The 12,031-nt window shown below is 43.8% G+C and carries 16 protein-coding genes; all 16 read left to right on the top strand.

Annotated features, from left to right (window positions below; all coding sequences use genetic code 11):
- The first annotated feature begins 14 nt into the window (after positions 1 to 14).
- The 16 genes from ACFP56_RS06640 (at position 15) to aroB (ending at position 12,031) form a co-directional block, all read left to right on the top strand.
- Positions 15 to 287 (top strand): stage VI sporulation protein F, encoded by a 273-nt coding sequence (locus tag ACFP56_RS06640; RefSeq protein ID WP_379232506.1) that lies wholly within the window; start codon positions 15 to 17, stop codon positions 285 to 287.
- Between the two features lie 159 nt (positions 288 to 446).
- Positions 447 to 626, top strand: coding sequence for a DUF2768 family protein (locus ACFP56_RS06635; RefSeq protein WP_379232504.1), 180 nt, complete (start codon positions 447 to 449; stop codon positions 624 to 626).
- A gap of 27 nt (positions 627 to 653) precedes the next feature.
- Positions 654 to 950: a 2Fe-2S iron-sulfur cluster-binding protein gene (locus ACFP56_RS06630; protein ID WP_379232502.1), complete on the top strand. Its 297-nt coding sequence runs from the start codon at positions 654 to 656 to the stop codon at positions 948 to 950.
- 20 nt (positions 951 to 970) lie between these two features.
- On the top strand, positions 971 to 1,318 hold the full coding sequence (locus ACFP56_RS06625; protein WP_379232500.1) for a 2Fe-2S iron-sulfur cluster-binding protein: 348 nt from the start codon (positions 971 to 973) through the stop codon (positions 1,316 to 1,318).
- Between the two features lie 14 nt (positions 1,319 to 1,332).
- A complete protein-coding gene (locus tag ACFP56_RS06620) occupies positions 1,333 to 2,064 on the top strand; it encodes a hypothetical protein (protein ID WP_379232498.1) in 732 nt (243 codons plus the stop codon).
- Positions 2,065 to 2,389: 325 nt separating this feature from the next.
- A complete protein-coding gene (gene spoIVA / locus ACFP56_RS06615) occupies positions 2,390 to 3,868 on the top strand; it encodes a stage IV sporulation protein A (RefSeq protein WP_379232496.1) in 1,479 nt (492 codons plus the stop codon).
- Between the two features lie 442 nt (positions 3,869 to 4,310).
- On the top strand, positions 4,311 to 4,586 hold the full coding sequence (locus ACFP56_RS06610; protein WP_379232494.1) for an HU family DNA-binding protein: 276 nt from the start codon (positions 4,311 to 4,313) through the stop codon (positions 4,584 to 4,586).
- 135 nt (positions 4,587 to 4,721) lie between these two features.
- Complete coding sequence (mtrB, locus tag ACFP56_RS06605; protein WP_379232492.1) at positions 4,722 to 4,943, top strand: trp RNA-binding attenuation protein MtrB; 222 nt, start codon at positions 4,722 to 4,724, stop codon at positions 4,941 to 4,943.
- A 119-nt stretch (positions 4,944 to 5,062) separates the two neighbouring features.
- The gene (locus ACFP56_RS06600; protein ID WP_379232490.1) at positions 5,063 to 5,602 is read left to right on the top strand and encodes a hypothetical protein; all 540 of its coding nucleotides are present in this window, start codon (positions 5,063 to 5,065) and stop codon (positions 5,600 to 5,602) included.
- A gap of 109 nt (positions 5,603 to 5,711) precedes the next feature.
- Positions 5,712 to 6,569 (top strand): heptaprenyl diphosphate synthase component 1, encoded by an 858-nt coding sequence (locus ACFP56_RS06595; RefSeq protein ID WP_379232488.1) that lies wholly within the window; start codon positions 5,712 to 5,714, stop codon positions 6,567 to 6,569.
- Positions 6,566 to 7,279 carry a demethylmenaquinone methyltransferase gene (locus ACFP56_RS06590; RefSeq protein WP_379232486.1) on the top strand — a complete coding sequence of 238 codons (714 nt, stop codon included), beginning with the start codon at positions 6,566 to 6,568 and terminating at the stop codon, positions 7,277 to 7,279. The genes ACFP56_RS06595 and ACFP56_RS06590 overlap by 4 nt, the downstream gene beginning before the upstream one ends.
- A 44-nt stretch (positions 7,280 to 7,323) precedes the next feature.
- On the top strand, positions 7,324 to 8,298 hold the full coding sequence (locus tag ACFP56_RS06585; protein ID WP_379232484.1) for a polyprenyl synthetase family protein: 975 nt from the start codon (positions 7,324 to 7,326) through the stop codon (positions 8,296 to 8,298).
- 30 nt (positions 8,299 to 8,328) lie between these two features.
- Positions 8,329 to 8,772 (top strand): nucleoside-diphosphate kinase, encoded by a 444-nt coding sequence (ndk, locus tag ACFP56_RS06580; protein ID WP_379232482.1) that lies wholly within the window; start codon positions 8,329 to 8,331, stop codon positions 8,770 to 8,772.
- 21 nt (positions 8,773 to 8,793) lie between these two features.
- A complete protein-coding gene (locus tag ACFP56_RS06575) occupies positions 8,794 to 9,579 on the top strand; it encodes a CheR family methyltransferase (RefSeq protein ID WP_379232480.1) in 786 nt (261 codons plus the stop codon).
- A gap of 186 nt (positions 9,580 to 9,765) precedes the next feature.
- On the top strand, positions 9,766 to 10,935 hold the full coding sequence (gene aroC, locus ACFP56_RS06570; RefSeq protein WP_379232478.1) for a chorismate synthase: 1,170 nt from the start codon (positions 9,766 to 9,768) through the stop codon (positions 10,933 to 10,935).
- Position 10,936: 1 nt separating this feature from the next.
- On the top strand, positions 10,937 to 12,031 hold the full coding sequence (gene aroB, locus ACFP56_RS06565) for a 3-dehydroquinate synthase (RefSeq protein WP_379232476.1): 1,095 nt from the start codon (positions 10,937 to 10,939) through the stop codon (positions 12,029 to 12,031).

Raw genomic sequence — 12,031 nt, 5'->3', positions numbered from 1 at the left:
GAGGAGGTAGGGATATGTCGAAGGATATCTCAAAAGAAGTGCTCAACGTGGTTAAACGCAAAACAGGTAAAACCATTTCGCCTGCTTCTGTAGGAAAAGTAGCAAGCACTGTGCAGCCTAACACATTGGAAAATGAAGCGGAGCTCAAAAAGCTGATTAAACGTGTGGCAGGCATGGCCAACATCAAGCTATCTGATGCGAAGCTGAATGAGGTCACGAAGACGATTCAATCAAGTGGCTTACAGACGTCTAATATCGAAGCGCTTATGAAAATGATGATGAAGTAATTAGGATGTATAGGAGCGTTTTCCTTGATAAGGGGAAAGCGCTCTGTTCATTTTAGCTGTTATTTCGATGTGGTTTATGGTTTTGTCACATTGCTGGAGTGATGCTATAATGAAAAGAAGTGACTAATACATACATATGAAGATAGGGGAATTTTTTTCATGGATCCAATGACAAAAATGTGGGTTTCGTTAATTGGAATTGGTCTAATGGCGCTGGCAGCGTTCTTGATTACGTTTGCACGCTATAAGACAAAAGGCATCATAAAATTTGTTCTTTCAGTGATTGCTTTCTTTAGTCTAGTAATCGGATTTTTTTTAGGAGTCATCTCAATAATTTAACATGCAATAACGACTGGAGCTGTAAACATGATTGAATTAACAGGTAGAACGATAACGAAAAAAGTGGAAGCAGAGGAAGGTCTGACACTGCTTGATCACGCGATGAAGCATGAGGTGGACTGGAGTTACTCCTGTACAAGAGGCACGTGCGCTAGATGCCGATGTCTCATTGTGGAAGGAGCAGAGCATCTTGAGGAGATCACGGATGCAGAGTGGGATCGTTTAGAGCCAGAAGAATTTGAAGAAGGCTATCGATTAGGCTGTCAGGCTGTCGTAGCAAGTGATCATGCACATATTGTTGCGAAAAACAAAACATATTTCTAGTATATATGGGGGTGCTCCCAATGGATGTGCAAGTGACGTTTGAGCCGCTTGCTCGCAAAGCAAAGGTAAGGCCAGGTACGACAGTGCTGCAGGCTGCTCGAAAGGCCGGTGTTGCCATCGCGACACGCTGCGGGGGCAATGCCTCATGCTTTATGTGCAAGGTTCAGATCGAAGATTGGACAGGGCTGGCACCAATGAAGGAAAATGAGCGCAAGAAGCTGGCTGGTTTGGAGAAAACGGGAACACGATTAGCCTGCCAGGCAGTACTGCAGCAAGGTCATGTCATTATACAGCTTCCTCCTGATCCGCTTAGAGCTGCAATAGCCAAGCAGCTTGCGAAGCAGCAGGAGGAGGATACTTTATGGTAGGAGCGTTATCATTCATGAAGATTTCAGTGCATGCAAACAAGTTTAAGCTGCTTACTTCAGCAGCGTTAATTGCCTTATTATTGTCCGGCTGCTTATATCCGCAGACGGATTCCTCTTCAACTTCAACCGTATCCAAGGAATCGATGCGTAATGTACAAGCAGCTATCGAGCAGTACATGAATGAAAAAGGGATTTTGCCCATTCACAATAGTGATTCAACCGTAGATCGTTATGAGAAGTTCCGCGTCAATTTTGACGTGTTGAAGAAAGAACGATACATCGACATGCTGCCTAGCTCATCATTTGAAGGCGGAGGCAATTTTTATTTTCTAGTTCTTAACGAAGATACAGCGCCAATTGTTAAAGCTCAAAGTATTTATTTGATTCAGAGAATTATCGATTTACAGCGTCAGGTTGATGCATTTAAAGCTGAAAATGGCAAGCTGCCGATCGTCGATCAGGTGTATGAAGGCTTCCATACCATTGATTACAAGGCAATGTCCATAAAAGCACCACAGCTTCACAGTATCTATTCAGGCGGTATTGCTGAGCTGCTCATTGGTGAGAGCGGCAAGGTCTATATCAATTATGCAAGCGATATTTATCAGATGATGAAGCAGCACCCTGATTACGAGCTAGCAGAAGAGCATGATTTGCGCGAGTTGCTCGTTATGTATAGTGATTACGTGCCGGTACACTCACCAAAATACAAACTGGTGAATGATGAACCAATTCCATACGAGTAATTGATCCCGCAACAGTTGAAAACTTCTAGGTCACTTAGGACAAGCCTTAGTGACCTAGAAGTTTTTTGTTTTAATCGCGTGCACGCAACACGTTAAGTGGTCATAATCATGAGCATCTATGAATATAACGATAGAGTGATACATATATTTCAGTCTTGGAAGAGAGATAGCCGTGTAATGAAAAATTCAAAGCTATCGGAATATTTGGACAAAGCAAACATATGATATTACAAGTCCAATAAGTATGTACGAGTTGCGTCGCTGGCCTGCCCTTTTGTCCGGTGGATGGCGGCGAACCGGAAAATCAATTGGGAGGGGATATTCAGTGAATAAAGTAGATATTTTCAAGGACATTGCCGAAAGAACTGGCGGGGATATTTACCTCGGAGTAGTCGGTGCTGTCCGTACAGGGAAATCAACCTTCATTAAACGATTTATGGAGACAGTGGTACTTCCCAACATTCCAGTAGAGTCTGAGCGAGCTCGAGCTGTTGACGAGTTGCCTCAAAGCGCCGCAGGAAAAACAATTATGACAACAGAGCCTAAGTTTGTACCAAATCAAGCGGTTCAGTTGAGAGTTTCCGAGGGCCTTGAGGTGAATGTTAGACTTGTCGATTGTGTCGGTTACGCAGTAGACGGGGCAAAGGGCTATGAGGATGAAAATGGTCCTCGTATGATTACAACACCATGGTTCGATGAAGCCATTCCGTTTCAGGAAGCAGCAGAAATCGGTACTAGAAAAGTCATTCAGGAGCATTCAACGCTAGGTGTTGTCGTTACATCGGATGGTTCAATCGCGGAAATCCCTCGCAGCTCATACGTAGAGGCTGAAGAACGCGTTGTAGAAGAGCTTAAAGAGGTTGGAAAGCCATTTGTACTTATTGTAAACTCTACAAAGCCTCGCAGCGAGGAAACGTTGGCGCTTCGCCAAGAGCTGCAAGAAAAATACGATATTCCGGTAATTGCCTTAAGCGTTGCAACGATGACTGAAGAGGAAGGTCTGGCTGTTTTACGTGAAGTACTATACGAATTCCCGGTACATGAAGTGAATGTGAACTTGCCGAGCTGGGTTATGGTACTAAGCGAGCAGCACTGGCTCCGCACGAACTTTGAAAACTGCGTGCGTGATACTGTAAAGGATATTCGCAGATTGCGCGACGTAGATCGAGTCGTTGGTCAGTTTATGGATTACGATTTTATTAGCCGTGCTGGACTAAGCGGCATGGATATGGGGCAAGGCGTAGCAGAAATTGATTTGTATGCACCTGACGAGCTGTATGATCAAATCCTAATGGAAGTGGTTGGGGTTGAAATTCGCGGAAAAGATCATCTGCTTGCCTTGATGCAGGAGTTTGCACATGCGAAGAAGGAATATGATCGGTTTGCAGAAGCATTGGAAATGGTGAAAACGACTGGTTACGGCATCGCTGCTCCATCCCTAGCTGAGATGGCGCTTGATGAGCCAGAACTGATTCGCCAAGGCTCTCGCTTCGGGGTTAGACTGAAAGCTACTGCGCCTTCGATTCATATGATACGCGTTGATGTGGAGTCTGAATTTGCGCCAATTATCGGAACAGAAAAGCAAAGTGAGGAACTTGTCCGCTACTTGATGCAGGATTTCGAAAATGACCCAATTAAAATTTGGGAATCCGATATATTTGGCCGCTCCCTGCATAACATCGTAAGAGAAGGCATTCAGGGCAAAATCGCGATGATGCCGGATAATGCACGCTATAAGCTGCAAGAAACCCTTGGACGCATCATCAACGAAGGCTCAGGCGGTCTAATCGCTATCATACTATAAGACATAACTTCAATATGAGTAGGAGCTCCCTGTTATCTAACGATAACAGGGAGTTTTTTTATGAGGCAAAAGGAGCAAGAAATAGGAAGGTTGGCTAAAACAAAGCAAACTAAGCACGATTTCATGAATAATTAGAAATTTATTATCAGAATATGGATAAGGTTCAAGGGAAATAGTTCTAAAGTTCCTAGTCTAGTTGCTGTAAACGTACTATCCTCTATACAGTACGCATTAATTTGCCACTCAATCGTGCCGAATAACGATAAAAATTCTGAATTATTGACTTTATGGCGTAAAATTGCAAGCTATATCAGTTTTATGTGCGACTATACTTGTTTTTGCTTGTTCCATGTATTACTATAGTTTTATTGCAAATAAGGTATATATTTCTATAAAACGGTGATTATGAGAAATAACAGGTTACGTTAAGGAGGTGAAACTATTGAATAAAACGGATCTAATTAATCAAGTTTCAGAGCTGTCAGGTCTTTCCAAGAAGGATGCTGGTAAAGCTGTAGATGCAGTGTTCGAAGCAATCGGAGAAGCGTTGCAAAGCGGTGACAAGGTACAACTTGTTGGCTTTGGTAACTTCGAAGTGCGCGAGCGCCAAGCTCGTAAAGGTCGCAACCCGCAAACGGGTGAAGAAATCGAAATTGCTGCAAGCAAAATTCCTGCATTTAAACCAGGCAAGCAGCTTAAAGAGCTTGTTGGACAATAATGAACGATTAAAAGCTACAGTCTTTTATAGAACTGTAGCTTTTTTCATAGGCATTGTCTTTCGCTTGCATTGCACAAACCAGCATAATCCAATATAATGCTTTGAGAATGCTTGTTTAGAAAGCGAGGAATGAAGATGGAGCAGCAAACAGGAGATTATATTGTCATTAAAGCCAAGGACTCAGGCGTTACGGTAATCGGATTAACACGTGGTCAGGACACTCGATTCCATCATACTGAAAAACTGGATAAAAACGAAGTGCTGATCTGTCAGTTTACCGATCATACTTCTGCAATTAAAATTCGCGGGAAGGCGCATGTCATCACCCGCTACGGTGAAGTACATACCGATCAATAGTTTTAGTGAATCCCAGCAGCGTTGCTGGGATTTTTTCTATATAAATCTCTCTATAAGTTGAATAATGTGTACAAGTCAACCGTACACTGTAATAAAAGGTGTGGAGGGTGAGCGATTGTATGAGGATAGCGATAGCGTTATTGCAAGGCTTGCTGGTGGCATTGCTAATATGCGGCCTTGTGATGATTGTGAGCCAATATATCGAGGTTCCTACATCACGTCAAACCCATTTGGCAGCTATGACGCATCATAAGAGCGAGCCACTGACCAATTACAACCTCGTTGATGTGTTATCAGCTTATATTGATACAAGCACGTTAAGCTCCATCAGGCTGCAGCATAATCTGCTTGATGTGGAGGTGCTGTTAAAGCCCGACGCTCCGTACAATGAACAGATCTATGACATCGTACCTATGTATATCGCACTTGCTTTTTATTACGGCAGCAATATTGATCAGCTGACGATGAAGATTTTTGCTGAAGAGTCAAGGCACGGAAAAAGGCAGCAGCTTATACAGCTGTCGATTCAGGGGAACGATGCATGGCTCGAACAAGGATTGGATGTACTGGAAAATATCCCTTGGTTGGAGCAACGACAGTGGAATGATTTGCTTCGAATTCAAAAATCGATTTTCTGGCAGATGAATTATGAAGTGTAAGAAAGACAAGATGCCGTCATAACCTTTCTAGGAATGAAGGCGAATATATGATATAATAACTTTCATTGTAAAGAGGAATGTTACCTATTTTTGTTCGGAGGCTTCATCCATGAAAAAATACCGTGTAGCCGATGCTGCAGCACCATTTGTCCAATATGATATGATTCAACAACATACTGAGCTACCCGTGTACGCTGAGCCAAGACTACAATTGCTGTTCGGCGCTCTAAAAAGCTCAAACTACAGCAAAGAGCAATCCGAACTGTACAATGTTGTGACTGCATTAGTCCAGCTTGGTATGGATACACATGATCTTATTGATACGGAAACAGGACAACGGACAGAAGAGCAAATGCGTTCTAGACAATTAAAAATTTTAGCTGGTGATTATTTCAGTGCACGATTTTATCAATTACTTGCCAAGGCTGGTGAGATTGAACTCATTGGCTTGTTAAGCAAAGCGGTTGCGGATGTGAATCGTTTAAAGGTATCGCTTTATGAGAAAGTGCAATCAGCAACGCTTTCCGCTGAGGAATACTTAAGTAGCAGAATAAATCTTAAAAGTGAGATGTTTAAGCCGTTTCAGCGCTTTTTTGAAGAACCGTTATTAAGCGCTTGGAATGAGCTGCTTCATTATGTATCTCGTTTTGAAGTATTTTACGAAGAGCTTAAGGATAGCTTGGCAGCTGGCGGTTATGCCCGCAGCTTTGCTTATTGGTCGTTGCTTGGCATGACGACCACAGCTGAAGAAAAAACGCTGATTAAACAAAATAATTATGAGCATTTGCTCGAGAAGTACAATATCCATCATGTTATGCTGGATAAATTACATACAGCCCATGAAGCGATTCATCGCTTGCTTGAGCACGAGCATTTTACAGAGCTGAAGCATGAACTCCATAGCTTGATGGAGGAGATGGCATTAAAGGTCGCTAAATATTCAATGAAACGAGTGGAAGCCCAATGAGTTCAAATTCAATGCAAAATTCCAAAAGTCATGTACATGATTTGTTTGAAAACATTGCACCCAAATACGATAGAATGAACGATATAATGAGTTTTAGACGCCATAAGGCTTGGCGCAAAAAAACGATGCAAATTATGGATGTCAAGGAAGGCCAGAATGCACTTGACCTGTGCTGCGGCACATGCGATTGGACGATAGATCTTGCCAAAGCAAGTCGTACGGGTAAAATTGTAGGACTTGATTTTAGCGAGCAAATGCTGGCTGTTGGCAAAAAAAAGATAGCTGCCGAGGGGTTGACGAATCAGATCGAGCTTGTACAGGGCAATGCGATGGAGCTGCCGTTTGCTGATAACTCATTTGATTTTGTTACCATTGGCTTTGGACTGCGCAACGTGCCCGATTACAAACAGGTTGTTTCAGAGATGCTTCGCGTTGTGAAGCCAGGTGGTAAAATTGTTTGCCTGGATATGTCCAAGCCTCAGCTGCAGCCCTTTAAGAGCATTTATTACGTTTATTTCGATAAAATTGTACCTCTGCTTGGAAAAGCTTTTGCTAAGCAGTTTTCGGCGTACAAATGGCTGCCCGATTCCTTGCAGCTCTTTTTAGATGCTAAGGAACTGAAAGCGTTATTTGAAGAAGTGGGTGCGAAACATGTGTATGTGAAAAATTTCTTTTTAGGAATAGCCGCGCTTCATATCGGTCAAAAGTAAGCAGCCAGTCATGGATTACTAGTCGCAACAGTAAGGGTGAGATCATGAAGTTGTTGGAAATATACGCCAAAATGAAGGGCGACATTAATAAAATTGAAAATGAGCTTGAGCGTGTTGTAAGTGATGAGCAGCCATTGCTATCCGAAGCTGCGCTTCATTTGCTTAAAGCAGGAGGAAAACGGATACGACCTGTGTTTGTTTTGCTGGGAGGGAAGTTTGGCACTTATAATTTGGACGATTTGAAAAAAGTAGCAGTTACGCTGGAGCTTATACATATGGCATCCTTGGTTCACGATGATGTCATTGATGATGCTAATACGAGAAGAGGGCAATTGACCGTAAAATCAAAATGGGACAACCGCATAGCGATGTACACCGGCGATTATATTCACGGCCAAGCGCTAACGCAAATCGCACAAATTAAAAATCCGAAAGTGCATGAAATGCTGTCCAAGGCATTAGTGGAAATGTGTATTGGTGAAATGGAGCAGATCCGATATTTTTTCAATACAGATCAATCGATTCGCAATTATCTGCTTCGTATTCGTCGCAAGACAGCATTACTCCTGGCGATCAGTACACAGCTAGGCGGCATTGTCGCTGGCTGTGCGCCGCAGCAGTACAATGCGCTATATCGTTACGGCTATAATGTTGGCATGGCTTTTCAAATTCGCGACGATCTGCTAGATTTATATGGAACGGAAAAACAAATAGGAAAGCCTCCTGGCTCTGATATAAGACAAGGCAATATTACACTTCCTGTTATATTAGCCTTGGAGGATGCTCAGGTGCGAGAGCCATTGCTAGCTGAAATTAAGCGAATTCACGATGAAGGTGATCGTGCCGATACGAGCAGGGCAATTGAATACATTCGAAACAGCGAAGGTAGTCAGCTTGCCGATGAATTAGCCAATCGCTATATCGAAAAAGCGCTCGCAGTATTGGAGCATTTGCCTTCAAATTCAGCTCGTAAACATCTGGTTGAAATTGCTCATTTTGTTGGAAAGAGAAATTATTAATATACGCTCTAAGGGAAGGGGCATATGGTAATGGAAAGAACTTTCTTAATGATCAAGCCTGACGGCGTACAAAGAGGATTAATTGGCGAGCTAGTTACACGTTTTGAAAAAAAGGGCTTGAAGCTTGTTGCTGCTAAATTCATGAAGGTATCTGAAGAGTTGGCGGAGCGTCATTATGGCGAGCATAAAGGAAAGCCCTTTTATGATAGATTAGTTGCGTTCATTACATCCGGTCCTGTTTTTGCGATGGTATGGGAAGGGGACAACGTCATTGCGCTGACACGTGCCATGATTGGCAAGACGGATGCTGTAGAAGCTGCCCCAGGAACCATTCGATCTGATTTTGCTGTTCACACGAATTTCAATCTTATTCATGGATCGGATTCTCCGGAAAATGCGGCTAGAGAGATTTCAATTTTCTTTAGTGAGCAGGAGCTTGTAGAGTATGAACATACGTTGCAGCGTTGGATTTGATCTTAACATGGGGGCATTATGATGTCTGATGATTTGGATTTCAATCGATTCATAGAAAATATTAAAAAGAAAACTGCGATTGATCTATCACTGTATAAAGAAGCGCAGATGAAGCGCAGATTGACGACGCTTCGACTAAAGCACGGTTATAACACCTTTAGTACATATTTTGAGGCAATTACTCAAAATCCATCGCTGATGGCTGAATTTTTGGATCGCATGACAATCAATGTGTCCGAGTTCTGGCGCAATCCACAGCGCTGGGACATTCTGATGAAAACGTTTCTGCCGGAAATGATTGCGGCTTCGCCATCAGGTAGGCTCAAAATATGGAGTGCGGCCTGTTCGACGGGAGAGGAACCATATACGCTTGCGATGATTTTGGATCATCTAGCTGTGCTTTCCAAAACGCATTTGCTTGCAACTGATCTTGATCAGGGCGTGCTTGCCAAGGCAAATCAGGGTTACTACCTCGATCGCTCGGTGCGTGATGTGCCGGCGGCATTCCGCAAAAAATACTTTAAAGAAGAAGAAGGCGTCTACTCAGTTGTCGATTCGTTAAAGCGTGCGGTAACGTTCAAGCAGCAAAATCTACTGTATGATAAATTCGACTCGGATTTTGATTTAATTGTGTGCCGCAATGTTATGATTTATTTTACCGAAGAGGCGAAGCATGATTTATATCATAAATTCGCCAAGTCGCTGAAAAAGGGCGGCCTCTTATTCGTTGGCAGCACGGAGCAAATTTTCAGTCCGTCTCAGTACGGCTTTGAAACAGCGGACACCTTTTTTTATCGCAAATTGTAATCATCATCGGTTATGTGAAGCGGGTGAGCATAATTGCGTATCGTTACGCAAGCATGCTCGCCCTTTTTAGTTATTCCCTGCATTTTCTTGTCAAACCAGCAGGGCTGTACTATAATGAGCAAAGATGTTTACGGCAATACAATGAAGCAAGACGCTATGTTTTGCATGTTTAAGGAGGAGCTAGTTTTGAGTTTACGTTATTTAACAGCAGGGGAAACCCACGGTCCTCAGCTGACCGCAATTATAGAAGGATTGCCTAGTAATTTAACGCTAGATTTCGAAGAACTGAATTTCCAACTGCAGCGCCGACAAAAAGGTCATGGTCGTGGACGCCGTATGCAAATTGAAAAGGATACAGCCAACATTGTAGGTGGCGTGCGTCATGGTAAAACAACAGGTGCACCTGTTGCCATTGTTGTTGAAAACAATGACTGGAAGCACTGGACCAAAGTCATGAACATTGAGCCTATTGAAGGCAATGACGAAACGAAACGCCGCGTTCATCGTCCGCGCCCAGGCCATGCTGATCTAAACGGCGGGTTGAAATACAACTTGAAGGATCTTCGTAACGTACTTGAACGTTCCTCAGCTCGAGAAACAGCAGCTCGTGTAGCTGTTGGGGCAGTAGCTAAGCAGCTGCTTGCTGAGTTTGGCATTAAGGTTGCCGGACAAGTGATTCGTATTGGCGAGATTGAGGCTCCTAAGCATAATCTTCCAATTGATGAGCTTATTGCCCGTACAGAAGAATCGTCTGTGCGTGTTGTAGACAAGGAAACAGAAGAAAAGATGACAGCTTATATTGATCAAATCAAACAAGAAGGCGATTCCATCGGCGGTATTGTGGAATGCATTATCGAGGGCGCGCCAATTGGACTTGGCAGCCACGTACAATGGGACCGCAAGCTTGATGGTCGTATTGCGCAAGCGGTTATGAGCATTAACGCATTTAAAGGTGTTGAAATCGGAATTGGCTTTGAAGCAGCTAAAATTCGCGGCTCTGAAGTTCATGATGAGATTTTGTACACACCAGAGAAGGGCTACCATCGTGCGACGAATCGCCTAGGCGGCTTCGAGGGTGGTATGACCAATGGCGAGCCAATTGTTGTTCGCGGTGTAATGAAGCCGATCCCTACACTGTACAAGCCACTTCGCAGTGTAGATATTGATACGAAGGAAGAGTTTACAGCTCAGGTTGAGCGTTCCGACAGCTGCGCAGTTCCTGCTGCAAGTGTTGTACTGGAGCATGTTGTAACATGGGAAGTCGCACGTGCATTCCTTGAGAAATTCGGTGGAGATTCTATCGAGGAAATTCATGCGAATCTTAAAAACTACAAAGAGCAATTGGAGAGATATTAAGATGCGCCAGCTACATGTTGAGCTAGGCGAACGCTCTTATCCGATTTATATTGGAGAAGGCCTCTTAAATGAGGTCTCTTCTTATTTCGCCACACATGGCATAAGCAAAAAATCTCCACTAATGATCGTAACAGACGAAAAGGTTGCTCCGCTGTACTTGGATGCTGTAACGGCATCATTGACTGCCGATGGCTATAGCGTTGTGTCTGCGGTTGTCGCTTCTGGCGAGCAATCGAAGTCGCTTGCTAATCTTGAGCTGCTAGTTACGAAAGCGCTTGAAGGCGGCTTGGACCGAAAATCTGCCATTGTCGCGCTTGGTGGCGGAGTGGTCGGCGACCTGGCAGGCTTTGCTGCTGCATCTTATATGCGCGGCGTGAAGTTTGTCCAAATCCCAACGACCATTTTGGCACACGACAGCAGTGTGGGCGGCAAGGTAGCGGTTAATCATCCACTTGCGAAAAATATTATTGGCGCGTTTCATCAGCCGGAATTTGTGCTATATGATCTTGCTACGCTGCAAAGCTTGCCTGAACGAGAGGTAAAGGCAGGTCTGTCTGAGGTAGTCAAGCACGGATTGATTTGGGATAATGCTTTTGTTGACTGGTGCATTGAGCATGCAGGTGACCTTGTTGCGATGAAGCCAGATGCGCTTGGATATGCGCTATACAAGGGCTGTGGTGTAAAGGCACAGGTTGTTTCCCAGGATGAGAAGGAAAACAGTTTGCGTGCAATATTGAATTTGGGGCATACGATTGGACATGCGCTTGAGGCTGTAGCGGGCTATAATGAGCTGCTGCACGGTGAGGCGATTTCGATTGGCATGATTGGCTCTGCCAAGCTCGGCGTTCGTTACGGCGCATCCCAGGAGCTTTTGCGCATTACAACTTTAGCGCTTGAAAGCTGTGGGCTGCCAACGCGAATTCCTGCTCATTATGACACGGAGGAAATTGTTGCTGCGATGATGCACGACAAGAAATTTTCAGAAGGAACGGTTGTGTTTGTTGTTCCTACAGAAATCGGCAAGGTTGAAATTAAACCGGATGTTCCAGTGCAGTGGATTAGAGAAATTATCGAAGAACTAAAGCAGGAGGGGTAA

It is taken from the genome of Paenibacillus septentrionalis (assembly GCF_042659865.1).
Classification (GTDB): Bacteria; Bacillota; Bacilli; order Paenibacillales; family Paenibacillaceae; genus Pristimantibacillus; species Pristimantibacillus septentrionalis.
The sequence above is the reverse complement of the archived record's forward strand: the minus strand, read 5'-3'. Positions and strand labels throughout refer to the sequence as shown.